Below are 17,524 nucleotides of genomic sequence, written 5' to 3' on the forward strand. Positions count from 1 at the left end.
TGCCTCTCGCCCGCCAAAGGCGATTCCCGGAGTGAGAATTAGCCAAAATTAGCCAAAGCTCCGGTATCGATCTGTTTCACACAGGCCTGCTTTGTCCTAACCAACGTCGGTGTTGACGCAGCCGGAAAATCGCTTATTGGGCGGGCTCTGCGGCGCTTTCGGCGCCTGCGGGCGATTAGCTCAGTTGGTAGAGCATCTCGTTTACACCGAGAGGGTCGGCGGTTCGAGCCCGTCATCGCCCACCATTCCCAAACCCACGAAATCCGGCTACTTCGCCGCCTTCCGTTGGACCGGAATGTCGTGGTTGGCCTCGGCGATGGTCAGCAAATGGTCAGCTGACGGTTCCGCCATTCCCCCCATTACGAATGTGAAATCCGGTCGACGAAAGCCGCATCACGATTGCATTCCGAGGCGCGTTGGTGTCCGCTGGCAATCTCCACTGGGCATGGATGGTGCGATGACATTTCTCGAACGGACCGCGCGGGCTTTGGCGGCATCTCTGGATGGCCGCGAATGGGAGGCGTTGGACGCCTCGCGTCAAAGGCAGTTCAACACGGCCGCACGCGCCGTGCTTGAAACGCTGCATGAACCCGACGAATTCATGATGGAAGCGGGTGCCGAGATCGTCCGCCATGTCGGGCCGGACGAATCGGACGCGGCCTATCGCAACGATGCGGCCAATATCTGGCGCCTCATGGCTTCCGCCACGCTGGCGCAGAACGGGCACGCCTAAAGAAAAAGGGCGCCGCGATGCCGCAGCGCCCTTTCCTGTGTTGCAGTTGGCTCAGGCGGCGTTCCAGCCGACCACCGACTTCACTTCGAGATATTCGGCGAAGCCATGTTCGCCCCACTCGCGGCCGTTGCCGGAGCGCTTGTAGCCGCCGAACGGTGCATGGAAGTCGAAACCGCCGTTGACCCAGATCGCGCCGGTACGCATCCGGCGGGAAACGGCGCGGGCGGTGTCGAGGTCTTCGCCCGAGACATAGCCGCCAAGGCCGAAGTTGGAATCGTTGGCGATCGCGACGGCGTGATCCACATCGTCGTAGCCGATGATGACGAGGACGGGTCCGAAGATTTCCTCGCGCGCGATCACCATGTCGTTGGTGCCCACGAAGACAGTGGGCTTGACGTAGTAGCCCTTGTCCAGCCCTTCGGGCTTGCCCGGGCCGCCGGCGATGAGCTTGGCGCCTTCCTCGATGCCCTTCTCGATATAGCCCTGGATGATCTCGTACTGGCTCTTCGAGACGACCGGGCCCATCGCGAAGTTGCCCTTGGGATCGCCCACGGTGACGCCGTTCGCAGCCTCAGTGGCGGCGGCGATGGCATCGTCCATGCGCGCATTCGGCACTAGCAGGCGCGAACCGGCCGAGCAGGTCTGGCCCGAATTGCCCATCATGCCCCCGGTGGCGGCAGCGACGTTGGCGGCGAGCGAGGCGTCATCCAGCACGATCCATGCCGACTTGCCGCCGAGTTCGAGACCCACGCGCTTAACCGTATCGGCGGCGTCCTTCTGGATCTGCACGCCCACCGGCTCGGAGCCGGTGAAGGAGATCATGTCCACGTCCTCATGCGTCGAGAGCGCGGTGCCGATCTCGCTGCCCTTGCCCTGCACCATGTTGAACACGCCCGCCGGAACGCCCGCGTCGTGCAGGATTTCGGCCAGGATCTGGGCTGAATACGGCGCGAGTTGCGGCGGCTTGAGGATCATCGTGCAACCGGCGGCGAGGGCCGGGAAGATCTTCACGCACGTCTGGTTCATCGGCCAGTTCCACGGCGTGATCATGCCGCAGACGCCGATCGGTTCCTTGCGGATCAGGGTGACGCCGCGCTGTTCCTCGAACTTGAACTCCTTCAGCACCTCGATCGCAGTGGAGAGGTGGCCCTTGCCAAGCAGCGTGTGGAACCCGCAGGCGAGCGACATCGGCGCGCCCATTTCCTCGCTGACGGCCTCGCCCAGTTCGGCTTCGCGCTTCAAGTATTCGGCCAGGATCGCTTCGAGCAGGTCAAGGCGTTCCTTGGCGCTGGTCTCACCAAAAGTGGCGAAGGCGCGGCGGGCGGCGGCGACGGCCTTGTCGACATCGGCGGCGGTGCCGAGCGAGATCGTGCCGGAAACTTCCTCGGTCGCCGGATTGACGACTTGTGCGGTGCGCGGCGCGATGGGGTCGACCCACTGCCCGTCGATGTAGAACTGGGTGTAATTGCGCATCGTTCTCTCCCGTTCCTAAAGCAAAACCGCCCCACACTCGGATCGAGAGGGAGCGATTTCGCTTCAGGTCTGCATTGGTTTTCCGGTGTCCGGCTTACTGGGTGCCCTCAGCGTACCAGGTGCGGAATTCCGAGTAGTTCGGCATTTCTTCCGAGTTCGCGGCCGGGTCGATCGGCACGTGGATCACGGTGCAGCCGCCACGCTCGTAAGCGCGCTTGATGGCCGGGCCGATATCCGCCGCCTTCTCGACATATTCGCCCGCCGCGCCGAAGCCTTCGGCGATCTTGTCGAAGCGGACCTTGTCGGACCAGTGCACGCCGGTTTCCTTGGTGCCCTTGCCGAAGGTGCGCTTGTAGACGCCCACTTCGAGACCCCACTGGAAGTCGACGCCAACCACGATCACCAGCGGCAGGTTCTTGCGCACGGCGACTTCGAGTTCGCCGACGTGGAACAGGAACGAGGAGTCCGAGGTGAGCAGCATGCCCGGACGGACCTTGCCGGTTTCGGCCTGGTCGGCGAGCATGGCGCCGGTGGCATAGGGCAGGCCGGTGCCGATGTGGCCGTAGTTCTGGTTCCAGATCACGTCATGCGGCTTGGCCTGCGAGTAGGTCCACTGGAAGATCACGGTGGCGCCGCCGTCGCGGATCAGGATGCCGTCCTTCGGGAAGGCCTTGGTCGCTTCGGTGACGAACTGGCTGGTGTGCATCTTCGCGGTCGAACCGTCGGGCTTGGACGCGGCGTCCTCGGCCAGTTCGACAAGCTGCTGGGCGTCACGCTCGATGTACTCGGCCAGCGAGGGAGCGGCCTTGCGCGGCGTGTCCTTCAGCGCGCGGACGAGCTGCGGCACGACGGCGCGAACGTCACCCACCAGCGGCACGTCGATCGGACGGTTGACGCCAACGGCGGTCGGGTCCTGCTGAACGTAGATCCACTTGCGGTTGGCTTCGTTGTCCACCCAGTGGCGCCAGCGGCCATAGTGGCTCGGCTCGCCCAGTTCGGTGGCCAGCGCCACGCAGCAGTCGCTTTCGACAACGGCGTCGATCGAGGCTTCCGAGAAGCCGTAGGGGAACGTGCGATCCTCAAGGCCCTCGATGAACGAGGTGCCGCCCGAGGTCTGGATCACCGGGCACTGCATCAGTTCGGCGAGTTCGCGAACCGCCGCGCCCGACTTCGAGGTGTGGACGCCGTGGCCGACCAGCAGCACCGGGTTCTTGGCGTTGCGGATGATCTCGGCGGCTTCGGCAATGCGGTCACCGTCGGCGCCCTGGTTGGTCAGGCGGTAGCGGTGCGGCGGCAGAACCGGCGGCAGATCAAGCTCTTCGAGAATGATGTGCGCGGGATACTCGATATAAGCCGGTCCCGGCGTGCCCGACATGGCGACGCGGATCGCCTCGCGGACGATTTCGTCGGTCTGGTCGGCATATTCGATCGAGCTGGAGAACTTGACCGAATCCTCGATCATCGGCTCCTGGCGGACGAACTGGATGCGGCCGCGGCGCACGCGGCGCTCGGTGATGCGGGCGCGCTGGCCGCCCATGAAGATCACCGGATCGTTCTCGACCTTGGCGCACTGGATCGCGGGCATCATGTTCGCCATGCCCGGCCCGAGCGTGCCGATGCAGAGTGCCGGCTTGCCGGTGATGCGGGCAGCGGCGGCAGCCATGTGGCCGGCCGAAGCCTCGTGGTGCGGCGAAACGACGGTCCAGCCGCGCGTCTCTGCCTCAAGGAAGAGGTGGACGAAGTTGGGATCGGGAATGCCGAACAGGGTCTTGATGCCCTCGGCCTCGAACAGGTCGAGAATGCGCTTGTAAACCGGGGTGCCCTTGCGCGCCGTAGCGGGCGCTTCGGCTTGCGGCTGGTCGTCGTACATGGTGGTGCCTTTCTTCTCGATCCCAATTTTCGGTGCCGGCAGTTCTCAGGGAACCTGCCTTTCGCAGCGCCCGGCTTGAACAAGTGGTTAGCGCAAGCCTCGGGACGCTGTCAGGTGAAATCAACAGTACTGTTTACTTCGAATCGACTGCTATCGCCCCGGCGACGCTTTCGAGTTCGGACAGGACGCTTTCGTTGTCCTGCCCGAGCATTGGCGCGGGGCCGCGGACCTTACCGGGCGTGGCGGAAAACCATGTCGGCACGCCGGGGAAGCGCACCGGTCCCTGCTCGGTCTCGACCTCTTCGAAGAAGCCGATGGCGTTCAGATGCTCGTTATCGAACAGATCATCGGTGGAGCGCAGGCGCGCGCAGGGAATGTGGAGCGCCTGCAAGGTATCCAGCCATTCCTGCGTGGTGCGGGTGAGGAACGTCTCGCCCAGCAAGCCGTAGACGCGGCCGATCTGGCGCGCGCGCTTTTCCAGCGTGGAGAACTCATCAGTCGCCCATTCCGGCTGCACCGATTCGATGAACGCGTTCCAGTGCTTGTCGTTGTAGACCAGCGCGGCGACATAGCCGTCCTTGGTCTTGTAGGGCCGCCGGTTGGGCTCGACCGCGCGGTGGTAGTGCGCCGGCGTGGTCGGCGGCGTGAACATCGCGCCGTTGGCGTGTTCCACCAGCATGAACGAGGTCATCGCCTCGAACATGGTGACTTCGACTTCCTGCCCCTCGCCGGTACGCTCACGGTGATAGAGCGCCATCATCGTTGCGTAGAGCGCGTGGAGGCCTGCCACCTTGTCCGCCATGATCGTGGCGACATAGCCGGGCTCGCCGTTCATCAGGCCCTGCACATGCGGGATGCCGCATTCGGCCTGGATGGTATCGTCGTAGGCGGGCTTGTCGCCCTCCGGCCCGCGACGCGAATAGCCGTAGCAATTGGTGTAGACGATGTCGGGCCGGATCGCGCGTACCGCCTCGTAATCGAAGCCGAGCTTACGGATCGCGCTGCCGCGCATCGAGTGGATGAAGACATCCGCCGTGGCGATCAGGCGGCGCAGCGATTCGCGATCCTGCTCCTGCCGCAGATCGAGCATCATCCCGCGCTTGCCGCGATTCACATTGACGTAGATGCCGCCCATGCCGGGCACCGGGCCCTTGGTGATCCAGCGGGTGTTGTCGCCTTCGGGCGGCTCCACCTTGATCACTTCTGCGCCCATATCCGCCATGATTTGCGTGGCATAGGGCCCGAAGACCACGCTGGTGAGGTCCACCACGCGCAGGCCCGCCAATGGCCCCGTTCCCTTGTTTTCCTTGCTCGCGGTCAAGGCCCTCTCCTTCTTGTCATGCCATGGGTAACGCACCGCCGGAGCGAAAACCATTCGTATTTGCGTTTGACGGGCGCATATCGGCACGATGATGGTTGTGAGCGATGGGCCGCGCTGCTACTTCGATCAGCGGGAAGACAAGAGGATTGCCATGGATTTCGCCTTTACCGACGACCAGCAGAACATCCGCGAGGCGGTTCTCAAGCACTGTTCGCAGTTCTCTGACGAGTACTGGCTGGAAAAGGATCGCAGCGGCGAATTCCCGTTCGAGTTCCACAAGTCGATGGCCGATGCCGGATGGCTGGGCGTCGCCATGCCTGAAAGCGTCGGCGGCGCGGGCCTCGGCATTACCGAAGCGGCCGTGATGATGCAGGCGGTGGCCGAAAGCGGCGGCGGCATGACCGCCGCCTCGGCGATCCACGGCCCCGTCTTCGGGCTCGAACCCGTCATCCTCTTCGGTACCGAGGAACAGCAGCAGCGCATGATCCCGCCGATCCTTTCGGGCGAGGAGAAGATGTGCTTCGCCGTGACCGAGCCAAACACCGGGCTCGACACCACCAGCCTCAAGACCCGCGCCGAGCGCGTGCCCGGCGGCTACCGCGTCACTGGCGAGAAGATCTGGATCACCAACGCCCACGTCGCCGACCGCATGCTGCTGATCGCGCGCACCACGCCGCTGGAAGAGGTCAAGAAGAAGACCGACGGCCTGACGCTGTTCTATTGCAAGCTTGACCGCGAGAAGATCGAGACGCGCCTCATCCCCAAGATGGGCCGCCACGCGGTGGGCTCGAACATGATGTTCATCACCGACTTCTTCATTCCCGAGGAAGATCGCATCGGCGAGGAGGGACAGGGCTTCCGCATCCTGCTGAAGGGCCTCAATCCCGAGCGCGTGCTGCTGGGCGCCGAAGCCACCGGCCTGGGTCGCGTCGCCATCGAGCGCGCGTCGCGCTACGCCCGTGAGCGTGTGGTGTTCGGACGGCCGATCGGCCAGAATCAGGGGATCCAGCACCCGCTCGCCAAGGCATGGATGCAAGTGGAAGCGGCCAGCCTGATGGTGTTCAAGGCCGCGACCCTGTTCGACAAGGGTCTCGACTGCGGCGTCGAGGCGAACAGCGCCAAGTACCTCGCCGCCGAGGCCGGCTACGAGGCCTGCCAGACCGCGATGATGAGCATGGGCGGCATGGGCTATGCGCAGGAATACCATGTCGAGCGCTATTTCCGCGAAGTGATGATCCCGCGCATCGCCCCGGTCAGCCCGCACCAGATCATGAACTTCATCGCCGAGAGGGTTTTGGAACTGCCCAAGTCCTATTGAGGAAACGGGCTATTCAATCCTTCGTGAACCCTGCGTAATCACATCACGTCGTCCCCGCGCAGGCGGGGACCCCGCTTCCTCGCGGCGGGTAAGAAGGCAGCGGGGCCCCCGCCTGCGCGGGGGCGACGAGGGAAAAGGATCCAAGACTTGCCGTTCCAGCACGAACCGATCGCCGCCCGCTCCTGGCTCTTCGCGCCGGGCGACAGCGAAAAGAAGATGACCAAGGCGATGGAGGGCGAGGCCGATATCGTCCTCGTCGACCTCGAAGACGCCGTCGCGCCAGATTCCAAGGCCGCTGCGCGCCCGATGGTGCATGACTTCATCAAGGCCAACCCCGAGCAGCGCGGCCGCCTGTGGGTGCGGATCAACCCGCTCGACGGGCCGCATACGCTGGACGATCTCGTGGCGGTGATGCCCGCGCGTCCCGGTGGGATCATGCTGCCCAAGGTCTATGGCCGGCAGGATGTGGAGACGCTGGACCGCTATCTCGAAGCGCTGGAAGTGGCCAACGGCATCGAACAGGGATCTACCCCGGTGATCGTGCTGATCACCGAAACGGCCGAGGCGATGTTCCACACCGGCAACTACAAGGGCGCGCCGCGCGTGGTGGCGCTGACCTGGGGCGCGGAAGACTTGGCCGATTCCATCGGCGCATCGTCCAACCGCAATGCGGACGGATCGTACTCCTTCACGTACGAACTGGCGCGCAGCCTGACCGTGCTGGGCGCGGCGACCGCTGGCGTCACCGCGATCGAGACGATCAGCGCCGACTTCAAGGATCTGGAAGCCCTCAAGGCCCGTGCCGAGAAGGTCCGCCGCGACGGCTATCGCGGGATGATGGCGATCCACCCGGCTCAGGTGCCGGTGATCAACGAGGCGTTCACGCCGACCGAGGCGGAGATCGCCGAAGCGCAGGAAATCGTCGACATCTTCGCCGCCAATCCCGGCGTGGGCGCCATCGGCTGGAAGGGCGGCATGCTTGACCGCCCCTACCTCGCCCGCGCCGAACGGCTGCTGCGGCAGGCAGGGAAGCTGTGAGCACACAATGAATCTCATACGCCCAACTCCGCTCGCCCTGAGCCTGTCGAAGGGCGCTGGCGCTGCGCTGCGAACCATCCTTCGACAAGCTCAGGATGAGCGGAGTGGGGTTGGAGAGGTAGTGTCATGACCCTCAAACTCACCCCCGAAACGCTTGACCTTTCGCGGTTCCTGAAACCGGGCGACCGCATTGTGTTCGGCCAGGCCTGCGGCGAGCCGACCACGCTGGTCGAAGCGCTGATCGAACAGGGAGAGGCCGTCGGCGACCTCCACGCCTTCATCGCCACCAGCTTCTCCGGCCTGTTCACGCCCGAAAGCGCGCGCGCATTCCGCCTCTCCAGCATGGGCGCGATCGGCGCACTGCGGAGCATGACCAAGGCGAATGCGCTGGACGTGATCCCCGTCCACGTCAGCCAGGTCGCCTGCCTGATCGAGGCCGGGATCATGCCTTGCGACGTGGCGATGATTCAGGTCAGCCCGGCGGATGCACAAGGCAACCACAGCTGCGGCCTGATCTCCGACTACGTGCGCGCGGCCGTGGACAAGGCCCGTCTCGTGATCGCCGAAGTCAACGAGCAGGTGCCCTACGTTCCGGGCGAGACGATCCCCGGCGACCTGATCGACGTCGCCGTCCACGTCAGCCGCGCGCCCGTGGAAATGGCCCCCGCGAAGATCGGCCCCACCGACGAAGCCATCGCCCGCCACTGTGCCGAATTCATCGGCGACGGCGCGGTGCTGCAGACCGGCGTCGGCGCAGTGCCCGACGCGATCCTGCGCCTGCTGCACGACCGCCGCGACCTTGGCGTCCATTCGGGCATGCTGGGCGACGGACTGGTCGACCTTGCCGAAGCCGGCGTGCTGACCAATGCCCGCAAGGAAATCGACAAGGGCGTCTCGATCAACGGCGCCCTGATCGGCACGCGGCGCCTCTACGACTGGGCCGCGAACAATCCCGCGATCCGCATGACGCCCACCAGCTACACCCACGATGCGGGGACGCTGTCGCGGCTCTCGCGCCTCGTCACCATCAATTCGGCGCTGGAAGTGGACCTCACCGGACAGGTCAATGCCGAGCAATCGGGCGCGAGCTATCTCGGCGGCACTGGCGGGCAAGTCGATTTCGTGCGCGCCGGCGCGCGCTCGCCGGGCGGCGCCTCGCTGATGGTATTGGCCTCGACCGCCAAGGGCGGCACGGTCAGCAAGATCGTCACCGCCCTCTCCGGCCCCGTCACCTCTGCGCGGACCGAAGTGGACGTGATCGTCACCGAATACGGCGCGGCGCAGCTCAAGGGCCAGACGCTGGCCGAACGCGCGAAGCGGCTCGTCGCCATCGCCCATCCTGACTTCCGCGAGGCGCTCGACCGCGAGGCATTCGAGATCGCGCGGCGAGGCTTCTGACGGTGGGCCCGCTCCTCCACAACGATTTCGCGCGGAGGCGCGGAGACGCGGAGAAGCTGACCCGCGCCGAAGACTCATTTACTGAAACGCCAGCGTACAAAGCAAGGTTCGGAAGCAAGAAAGTGCCTACGGCACCCCACGTTTTCTCCGCGTCTCCGCGCCTCCGCGCGAAACCCCTTGTCTTCCAATCCCAAGAAAGCCTGAAGCGATGACCCAAGCCGTTATTTACGACGCACATGAAGACGGCATCGCGGTCATCACCATCAACCGCCCCGAACAGCGCAATTGCCTCAGCCGCGAAGTGCGCGAAGGACTGCGCGAGGCGTGGGCGACGTTCGAAGCCGACGCCACTGCCCGCATCGCCATTCTCACCGGCAGCGGCGACAAGGCCTTCTGCGCCGGCGGCGATCTCAAGGAAATGGTCGAAACCGGCATGGCGGTGCCGCCGCGCGATCTCTACGCGCTGCCTTACGACACCATCGAACTGACCAAGCCGACCATCGCCGCCGTCAACGGCCACGCTTTCGCGGGCGGCTGGATGATCGCGCAGGCCTGCGACCTCTGCGTCGCCAGCACCGATGCGAAGTTCGCGATTACCGAGGTAAAGGTCGGACGCGGCAGCCCCTGGGCCTCGCCGTTGATCCACATGATCCCGCAGCGGATCATGATGGAGATCATGCTGACCGGAAAGCCGATCACCGCGAGCCGCGCTTACGAGATCGGCCTCGTCAACCGTTTGGCCGAGCCCGGCGCGGTGCTGGACGCGGCCATCGAACTGGCGCTGGAAGTGCTGGAAGGCGCGCCGCTGTCGGTAAAGGCCGCGCGCGAGACGGTGATGCTGTCCACCGAAATGGGCCGCTCCGCCGCGCTACAAGCCGCCCGTGCCGCGCACGAACACACCTACAACAGCGAGGACGCTCAGGAAGGCCCGCGTGCTTTCGCGGAAAAGCGCAAGCCGGTGTGGTCGGGTAAGTAATCGGCCGAAGAAGCGCTCTAACCCCGGCTCGCCCAAAATCACTCCGTCGCCCCCGCGAAGGCGGGGGCCCCGCTCACTTTCTCGCCACGTCCGCAAAGAACAAGCGGGATCCCCGCCTTCGCGGGGATGACGAGGTTTTTGTGCGGTGGACGTTTTTAAACCTACGTCTCAGCCGTGAGGCCTCAAAGCTTGGGCAGCGTCACCCCGCGCTGGCCCATATACTTGCCCGCACGGTCCGCATAGCTGGTCTCGCAAGGCTCATTGCCCTTGAGGAAGAGGAACTGGCACGCGCCTTCGTTGGCGTAGATCTTGGCTGGCAGCGGCGTGGTGTTGGAGAACTCCAGCGTCACATGCCCTTCCCAGCCCGGTTCGAGCGGAGTGACGTTCACGATAATGCCGCAGCGCGCATACGTGCTCTTGCCAAGGCAGATCACCAGCACATCACGCGGCACCCGGAAATATTCGACCGTGCGCGCCAGCGCGAAGGAATTGGGCGGAATCACGCAGACATCGGTGTGCCGGTCGACGAAGGAATTGCTGTCGAAATCCTTCGGATCGACCACCGCCGAATCGACATTGGTGAAGATCTTGAACTCCGGCGCGACGCGGGCGTCGTAGCCGTAGGATGACAGGCCGTAGGAGATGCACCCGTCGCGCCGCTGGGCCTCGACGAAGGGCTCGATCATTCCGTGTTCGAGCGCCTGCTCGCGGATCCACTTGTCGCTCAGGATAGACATGCCGCAGTCATTCCCGATGGCGCGGGGTGGGGCAATAGCCACGGCGGGTTTGTCCACGGAGCCCTCCATCCGCGCCAATAAAGCACCGTCGCCAGCTTGCGCGGATTTAACTTCGTGCCCGCCTCATGACCGGACATTATCCAGCCTTTCCAGCGATTCAGCCAAGGTGCGTCCGCAATGATTCTCGAATCGTTATGCCTGTTCGCCCTGCTGACTCTGGCCACCGCACCGCGAACCAGTCTGCGCGGACGGATCTGGCATGACGGACTGGTGATCCCCCTCGCCCGGCGCCTGTCGCGGATAACGCGCGGGCACGTGCTGCTGGTGCTGACGCTTGCCGGATTCGTCGGCCTGGTGTCCTGGCTGCTCGGCGGCGAGGGTCTGCACCTCTCGTCGATGGCGCTGCCCGAATTGACCTCCTGGGCGATGACGTTCGAGATATCGACCCTGATCGATACGATAACCGCCGTTGCGCTCGTGGCGGCAAGCGTGCGGATCAAGGCCCTCGGCACGATCCTTTCCGCCCTCCTGCGCGCGCCCCGGCGCCACCCCCGCAAACGCATGGCCGGAACGCGCGGGCGTGCGCGTACCCGGCCATCGTCCTCCAACGACGATGACCCGCATCCCGCCCTGCTGGCCGCATGAGCCGCTTTATCCAAGCTTAATACTAACCTGATAGGCCCGCGGCATGACCAAGTCTGCCCCTGTTTCTCCGGCCCGCATCCTCCTCGTTTTCGGCACCCGGCCCGAGGCGATCAAGCTCTTCCCGCTGGTCCATGCGCTGAAGGCCGATCCGCGTTTCGAATGCGTGGTCTGCGTCTCCGCGCAGCACCGCCAGATGCTCGATCAGGTGCTGGAGATTGCCGGAATCGTGCCGGATCACGATTTGGACGTGATGCGGCCCGACCAGACGCTGGATGCGCTGACCGCCAACCTGCTGACCGGGCTCGGCAAAGTCATGGACGAAGTCAGGCCCGACCGGGTGATCGTGCAGGGAGACACCGCCACGGCCATGGCCGGCGCGCTTGCCGCCTATTACCGCAAACTGCCGGTCGATCATGTCGAGGCGGGGCTGCGTTCGGGCAATATCCATCACCCCTGGCCCGAGGAAGTGAACCGCAAGATCATCGGCGGCATGGCCAGCCTCCACTTCGCGCCGACCGGCACCAGCGAGGCCGCACTGCTGCGTGAGAACATCGCCCCGGACCGGGTCCACGTCACCGGCAACACCGTGATCGACGCGCTCCACTGGGTTACCGCCGAAATCGAGCGCCAGCCCGCGCTCGCCTCCGACCTTGCGGAGCTTGAAGCGCGCTTCGCGGGCAAGCGGATCATCGGCGTCACCAGCCACCGGCGCGAGAACTTCGGCGAAGGCATGGAGCAGATCGCCACCGCCATCCGCGAGATTGCCGCGCGGCCCGACGTGGCGGTGATCTTCCCCGTCCACCTCAACCCCAACGTGCGCAAGGTGATGAACGAGCGCCTCTCCGGGCTGGACAACGTCGCCCTGATCGAGCCGCTCGACTATCCGCACTTCGCCCGCCTTATCTCCATCGCCGAGATCATGCTGACCGATTCGGGCGGCGTGCAGGAGGAAGCCCCCGCACTGGGCAAGCCGGTGCTGGTCATGCGCGAGACCACCGAAAGGCCCGAGGGCGTGGCGGCCGGAACCGCAAAATTGGTCGGAACTTCGGCCGAGACGATCGTTACCGAAATCTCAACACTGCTCGACGATAGAGAAGCTTACGAATCCATGGCGCGTGCCCACAACCCGTTCGGGGATGGGCAGACATCGCGCCGAATCGTGGAGCTGCTTGCGAATGAAATCGGAAACCAAGCCTGACGTCTGCGTTGTCGGCCTCGGCTACATCGGCCTTCCCACCGCCGCCGTGATCGCCCGCGCCGGGTGCAAGGTACTCGGCCTCGACGTCTCGCAGGCGGTGGTCGACACCATCAACCGGGGCGAGATTCATATCGAGGAAGTCGATCTCGACGGCCTCGTGCAGGGCGTGGTTGCGCGCGGCTTGCTTTCGGCCTCGACGCAGATCGCGCCGGCCGATGTCTTCGTGATCGCGGTACCGACACCGTTCGACAAGGACCATGCGCCGGACATTTCCTACGTCCTCGCCGCCGGCCGCTCGGTTGCGCCGGTGCTGAAGGCGGGCGATGTTGTGATCCTCGAATCGACCTCGCCGGTCGGCACCACCGAGCAACTGCGCGACCTGATCGCCGAACTGCGGCCGGACCTGAAGATTCCCGGCCTCACGCGGGATACCCCCGATGTATCGATTGCGTACTGCCCCGAACGCGTGCTGCCCGGCCGCATCCTTGAGGAACTGACCAACAACGACCGTTCGATCGGCGGCATCACCCCGCGCTGCGCGCGCAAGGCGCTGGCCTTCTACAAGCGCTTCGTGCGCGGCGAATGCGTGACCACCGACGCGCGCTCGGCCGAGATGACCAAGCTGGTCGAGAACGCCTATCGCGACGTCAACATCGCCTTCGCCAACGAACTGTCGATGGTGGCGGACCGCATGGGGCTGGACGTGTGGGAGGTGATCCGCCTCGCCAACCGCCACCCGCGCGTGAACATCCTGACGCCCGGCCCCGGCGTCGGCGGGCACTGCATCGCGGTCGACCCGTGGTTCATCGTCCACGGCGCGCCGGAGGAAACTCCGCTGATCCGCACCGCGCGCGGCGTCAACGATCACAAGATGCACCACGTGATCGCCAAGGCCGAAGCGCTGGTTGAGGCCAATCCGGAGGCGAAAGTCGCCTGCCTCGGCCTCGCCTTCAAGGCCAACATCGACGACTTCCGCGAGAGCCCGGCCCGCTTCGTCACCAGCCGCCTCGCCCGCAAGTTCGGCAGCCGTATCCATGTGGTGGAGCCCTATGCGGCGCAGCTTCCGATCGAGTTCACCGATACCGGCGCGGTGCAGATCGACATCGACGATGCGCTGGAGACTTGCGAGATCCTGATCGTCCTCGTCGACCACGACGTGTTCCGCGTGGTGCCGCTGGCCGAGCGTGCGGACAAGCTGGTCTATGACACGCGTGGAATCTGGCCGGATCAGCCGCGCGTGGTCCGCGAAGAAGCCGCGAAGCTGGCTTTAGCTGGGTAACCCGCGGCCCCAGCTTCGGCCCCGGCCCGCCGCCAACTACCCCAAATCACTTCGTCGCCCCCGCGGAGGCGGGGGCCCCGCTTTTTTGGTTCACACAGAGAGGCCGAGCGGTTCTGCACCCTCTGCGTCTCCGCGTCTCTGCGTGCTTTAAAAGAACAAGCGGGATCCCCGCCTGCGCGGGGATGACGGGTTATGGTTGGGGAGGTTGATTGCCAGCGGAGGATACCTCCACCCAAAATCAGAGCAGAACGGCCTTCACACCGTCGATCACATACTGCGCCGCCAATGCCGCCAGCAGCACGCCCAGCAGACGCGTAATCACCGCCTCCACCTTGTCGCCCAGCACCCGCATCAACGGTCCGGCAGCGGCCAGCGCGGCAAAGCTCAGCACCATCACCGAGACCATCGCCGCAAGGATCGCCAGCTTCTGCTCCACGCCCTGCGCGCGCGAGGTCAGCAGCATGATCGTGGCGATCGAGCCCGGTCCCGCCAGCATCGGCATCGCCATCGGAAACACCGAAACGTCATCCACCTGAGGCGTTTCCGCGTTGTGGGCGATGATCTTCTCGGCCCGCTCCTCGCGGCGCTGGGTGCGCTTTTCGAAAACCATGTCGATGGCGATCATGAACAGCATGATGCCGCCGGCGATGCGGAAGGCGTTGAGTTCGATATGCAGCGCGCCCAGCAACTGGGCGCCGAACAGCGCGAAAACCACAAGGATAGCGGTGGCAATGAGGCAGGCGCGGCCCGCCATGGAGATCGCCTGCGAGCGGTTCGCCTCCGCCGAAAGGCCGGCATAGATCGGCGCGCAGCCGGGCGGGTCGATCACGACGAAGAGCGTGACGAACGCGCTGAGGAAGAGTTCGTACATGCGGGTTACGGGGCCTTGGGCGCGGCGACGTCGCTGCGCATCACTTCGGTCATGGTGCCGTTCTTCATCAGCGAGACGACGAGCGCGCGGGACTGGTCGGCAGCGACGCGGTAGGACCATGTCAGCGTACCGTCGTCCGAACGGCCTTCACCGGTCATGCCGGGCGGACCCTTGGCGGGTTCGGGACGCTGCACATCGGGGCGCGGGCCTCCGCTCGGGCAATCCGCCACGGACGCCGAGAGCATGTCGCTATTCGGCAAAGGCTGCGCCAGCGTGTCGCCCTGATCGAGCACCCAGCGGTAATCGGTCTTCTTCCAGCGCTTCTGCCAGATCGTCGTGAAGTAGCCGACCGACCCGTCCGGCCGCTGCCAGGCCCCCTTGGTGACGCCCAAGGTGCCGTCGCAGCTCATCCAGACTTGCGCGGGCTGCCACTGCACGGCGGCGGGTGGGTCCTTGCGGCCACTGAGCCATTGCTGCGCGCGGACCGGTTCCGGCACGAACATCACCGCGTCTTCGGCGGCGGTTTCGCGAAAGGCGGTCCACTGCCCCTTCTCGCGCGCCATGCGGGCGAAGGCGATCTCCGCCGCGATCAGCGCGCTGGGGTTGGCGGTGCCCACGCCGGGCGCTCGATCTGGGCGACGGGCCAGCGCCGGTGTTGTCACCAGTGCCAGCGCCGCCACTCCGGCGAGAGCCCGGCCGAGGCTCAAAGGGCGCCCTCGTCGAATTCCAGACCGGCGTTGCGGTGGGCGGCGACGATGGTGTTGCGCAAGAGGACGGCGATGGTCATCGGGCCGACTCCGCCCGGAACCGGCGTGATCGCACCGGCAACTTCGGCAGCGGAGGCGAAATCGACGTCGCCCACGAGTTTCGTCTTGCCTTCCTCGGCACCCGGGACGCGGTTGATGCCCACGTCGATCACGGTAGCGCCGGGCTTGAGCCAGTCGCCCTTGACCATTTCCGGACGGCCGACGGCAGCCACCACGATGTCGGCACGGCGGACGACCTCGGGCAGATCCTTGGTGCGGCTGTGCGCGACCGTGACCGTGCAGCTTTCGGCGATCAGCAACTGCGCCATCGGCTTACCGACGATGTTCGAACGGCCGATCACCACGGCATCAAGGCCGGAAAGCGAGCCCAGCTTGTCCTTCAGCAGCATCACGCAGCCCAGCGGCGTGCAGGGCACGAAGCCCGGCAGGCCCGTGGCGAGGCGCCCGACATTGACGACATGGAAACCGTCCACGTCCTTGTCGGGGTTGATCGTGGCGATGACCTTCTGCTCGTTCATGTGCGCAGGCAGCGGCAGTTGGACAAGGATGCCGTCGACGCGCGGATCTTCGTTCAGTTCGCGCACCAGCGCCAGCAGGTCTTCCTCGCTGGTTTCGGCGGGCAGCTTGTGCTCGAAGCTCGCCATGCCGGCGGCCAGCGTCTGCTTGCCCTTGTTGCGTACATAGACCTGGCTGGCGGGATCCTCACCCACCAGCACCACGGCAAGGCCGGGCTTGCGGCCGGTGCGGGCCTCGAAGCCCACGGATGCGGTGCCGACACGTGCGCGCAGGCCTTCGGCAAACGCCTTGCCGTCGATGATATTCGCCTGCGTCATCAGTAGTAAGCCCTTGCCAGATTGCCGAGAATGATTTGCAGGATCTTCAGGCCGATGATGAGCGCCATCGGCGAGAAGTCGATCGCGCCGGTGTTCGGCATGATCCGCCGGATCGGCCGGAGCATCGGTTCCAGGATCGCGTTGAGCGCGGTCCAGATCGCCGAAACGAACTGGTTGTGCCGGTTGACCACGTTGAACGCGAGCAGCAGGCCGAGGACGAACTGCACGATCACCACGAAGACGATGATGCTGATCAGGTAGTCGATGATCTGGTAGAGGGTGAGGAACAGCAACGCCGGCTCCTTGAATGCTTGGGGGTCCATGCCTGTCCTGCCCGCGAAATGCGGACTTTCCAGCATATTCTCAGGCGCTGATAGCCGAGTAGGCCGCGCCGGGGCAAGGGCGCGTCCACCACGGTGGGACGCGGATCGACCAATACCGGTTTCGCGCCGGGCCGCGATGGGCCCGGCAGCGCGTTCTTGCAGGTCAGGGTAGCGTCGAAGTGCGCTCGATCCGCCAGTTGAGCTGTTCCTCGCTCGCCCCCGGCACGTCGTTGACGCGGCGCAGGACGATGGTGCCCCGGCGCGAGGGACGTCCGTCGGCAAAGTCGATCACCAGCGGTGCTTCGTAATAGAGCGAACCGGCGGCGCCTTCGACGTCGCCTTTGCCCACAGCGATCTTCGGGCTGGCATCGCCGCCGAATTCCTTGGCGAGCTTCTCTGGCGTCATCTGCGCGTCCAGGCTCCAGGCGCGGGCGGCAGAAGCCCAGTCACCGGCGCGCAGGGCATTGGTGTAGAAGCGCAGCAGACGCTCGGGATCGCGGCGCTCGTTCAGCGCATCCGCGTCGAGCTTGATCGCGGGGCTGCCCGCGGCCGCAGCCGTAGCATCGTCACCGGGTGTGTCCTCGACGACGGCGGCCTCGCTTGTATCCAGACTTGCCCCCCCGCTCGGTTCGGCGGCCGGCTGCTGGTTGCAGGCTGCAAGCAGGAGCATGAAGGCCGGAACGGCACTGGTGAGAACGAATCTGGTACGCATCTTGATAGAATGGGCCTTTCTGCCGGAGGTTC

17 protein-coding genes and 1 tRNA gene are annotated in these 17,524 nt (G+C 65.2%); 9 read left to right on the forward strand and 9 right to left on the reverse strand.

The window, feature by feature from the left end:
• The first annotated feature begins 169 nt into the window (after window positions 1-169).
• A tRNA-Val gene (locus tag AC1VVK_RS07865) sits at window positions 170-245 on the forward strand.
• Between the two features lie 212 nt (window positions 246-457).
• The gene (locus AC1VVK_RS07870; protein WP_132390184.1) at window positions 458-733 is read left to right on the forward strand and encodes a hypothetical protein; all 276 of its coding nucleotides are present in this window, start codon (window positions 458-460) and stop codon (window positions 731-733) included.
• 51 nt (window positions 734-784) lie between these two features.
• Here AC1VVK_RS07870 and AC1VVK_RS07875 read toward each other — a convergent pair whose 3' ends face one another.
• The 3 genes from AC1VVK_RS07875 to AC1VVK_RS07885 form a co-directional block, all read right to left on the reverse strand.
• Window positions 785-2,206 carry an aldehyde dehydrogenase family protein gene (locus tag AC1VVK_RS07875; RefSeq protein WP_132390181.1) on the reverse strand — a complete coding sequence of 474 codons (1,422 nt, stop codon included), beginning with the start codon at window positions 2,204-2,206 and terminating at the stop codon, window positions 785-787.
• Between the two features lie 94 nt (window positions 2,207-2,300).
• Complete coding sequence (locus AC1VVK_RS07880; RefSeq protein WP_482905024.1) at window positions 2,301-4,076, reverse strand: thiamine pyrophosphate-binding protein; 1,776 nt, start codon at window positions 4,074-4,076, stop codon at window positions 2,301-2,303.
• Window positions 4,077-4,209: 133 nt separating this feature from the next.
• Window positions 4,210-5,397 carry a CaiB/BaiF CoA transferase family protein gene (locus tag AC1VVK_RS07885; RefSeq protein WP_482905025.1) on the reverse strand — a complete coding sequence of 396 codons (1,188 nt, stop codon included), beginning with the start codon at window positions 5,395-5,397 and terminating at the stop codon, window positions 4,210-4,212.
• 151 nt (window positions 5,398-5,548) lie between these two features.
• Here AC1VVK_RS07885 and AC1VVK_RS07890 point away from each other — a divergent pair, with 151 nt between their 5' ends.
• From AC1VVK_RS07890 to AC1VVK_RS07905, 4 genes are all read left to right on the forward strand, one after another.
• Window positions 5,549-6,715: an acyl-CoA dehydrogenase family protein gene (locus AC1VVK_RS07890; protein WP_132390610.1), complete on the forward strand. Its 1,167-nt coding sequence runs from the start codon at window positions 5,549-5,551 to the stop codon at window positions 6,713-6,715.
• Window positions 6,716-6,931: 216 nt separating this feature from the next.
• Window positions 6,932-7,753: an HpcH/HpaI aldolase/citrate lyase family protein gene (locus AC1VVK_RS07895; RefSeq protein WP_482905135.1), complete on the forward strand. Its 822-nt coding sequence runs from the start codon at window positions 6,932-6,934 to the stop codon at window positions 7,751-7,753.
• Window positions 7,754-7,879: 126 nt separating this feature from the next.
• Window positions 7,880-9,151: an acetyl-CoA hydrolase/transferase family protein gene (locus tag AC1VVK_RS07900; protein WP_482905026.1), complete on the forward strand. Its 1,272-nt coding sequence runs from the start codon at window positions 7,880-7,882 to the stop codon at window positions 9,149-9,151.
• Between the two features lie 208 nt (window positions 9,152-9,359).
• Complete coding sequence (locus AC1VVK_RS07905) at window positions 9,360-10,127, forward strand: enoyl-CoA hydratase/isomerase family protein (RefSeq protein WP_482905027.1); 768 nt, start codon at window positions 9,360-9,362, stop codon at window positions 10,125-10,127.
• A gap of 182 nt (window positions 10,128-10,309) precedes the next feature.
• Here the strand turns inward: AC1VVK_RS07905 and dcd are convergent, their stop codons facing one another.
• A complete protein-coding gene (dcd, locus tag AC1VVK_RS07910) occupies window positions 10,310-10,864 on the reverse strand; it encodes a dCTP deaminase (protein ID WP_132390167.1) in 555 nt (184 codons plus the stop codon).
• A 177-nt stretch (window positions 10,865-11,041) separates the two neighbouring features.
• On the opposite strand from dcd, the gene AC1VVK_RS07915 reads away from it, so the two are divergent.
• Genes AC1VVK_RS07915 through wecC form a run of 3 tightly spaced genes read left to right on the forward strand, consistent with a single transcriptional unit; the run spans window position 11,042 to window position 13,986 of the window.
• On the forward strand, window positions 11,042-11,509 hold the full coding sequence (locus AC1VVK_RS07915) for a hypothetical protein (RefSeq protein WP_482905028.1): 468 nt from the start codon (window positions 11,042-11,044) through the stop codon (window positions 11,507-11,509).
• Between the two features lie 43 nt (window positions 11,510-11,552).
• Complete coding sequence (gene wecB, locus AC1VVK_RS07920; RefSeq protein WP_482905029.1) at window positions 11,553-12,707, forward strand: non-hydrolyzing UDP-N-acetylglucosamine 2-epimerase; 1,155 nt, start codon at window positions 11,553-11,555, stop codon at window positions 12,705-12,707.
• Window positions 12,685-13,986 (forward strand): UDP-N-acetyl-D-mannosamine dehydrogenase, encoded by a 1,302-nt coding sequence (gene wecC / locus AC1VVK_RS07925; RefSeq protein WP_482905030.1) that lies wholly within the window; start codon window positions 12,685-12,687, stop codon window positions 13,984-13,986. Before wecB ends, wecC begins: the two co-directional genes overlap by 23 nt.
• A 238-nt stretch (window positions 13,987-14,224) precedes the next feature.
• Here the strand turns inward: wecC and AC1VVK_RS07930 are convergent, their stop codons facing one another.
• The 5 genes from AC1VVK_RS07930 to AC1VVK_RS07950 all read right to left on the reverse strand — a co-directional run bounded on the left by AC1VVK_RS07930 (window position 14,225) and on the right by AC1VVK_RS07950 (window position 17,492).
• On the reverse strand, window positions 14,225-14,857 hold the full coding sequence (locus AC1VVK_RS07930) for a MarC family protein (protein ID WP_132390155.1): 633 nt from the start codon (window positions 14,855-14,857) through the stop codon (window positions 14,225-14,227).
• A gap of 5 nt (window positions 14,858-14,862) precedes the next feature.
• Window positions 14,863-15,564, reverse strand: a complete 702-nt coding sequence (locus AC1VVK_RS07935) for a hypothetical protein (protein ID WP_482905031.1) — start codon at window positions 15,562-15,564, stop codon at window positions 14,863-14,865.
• Window positions 15,561-16,457 carry a bifunctional methylenetetrahydrofolate dehydrogenase/methenyltetrahydrofolate cyclohydrolase FolD gene (gene folD / locus AC1VVK_RS07940; RefSeq protein ID WP_482905032.1) on the reverse strand — a complete coding sequence of 299 codons (897 nt, stop codon included), beginning with the start codon at window positions 16,455-16,457 and terminating at the stop codon, window positions 15,561-15,563. The genes AC1VVK_RS07935 and folD overlap by 4 nt, the downstream gene beginning before the upstream one ends.
• Window positions 16,457-16,750: a YggT family protein gene (locus AC1VVK_RS07945; RefSeq protein WP_132390148.1), complete on the reverse strand. Its 294-nt coding sequence runs from the start codon at window positions 16,748-16,750 to the stop codon at window positions 16,457-16,459. The genes folD and AC1VVK_RS07945 overlap by 1 nt, the downstream gene beginning before the upstream one ends.
• Before the next feature lie 193 nt (window positions 16,751-16,943).
• Complete coding sequence (locus AC1VVK_RS07950) at window positions 16,944-17,492, reverse strand: hypothetical protein (protein WP_132390146.1); 549 nt, start codon at window positions 17,490-17,492, stop codon at window positions 16,944-16,946.
• Between the last annotated feature and the right edge of the window lie 32 nt (window positions 17,493-17,524).

It is taken from the genome of Novosphingobium sp. BL-S-32 (assembly GCF_056857055.1).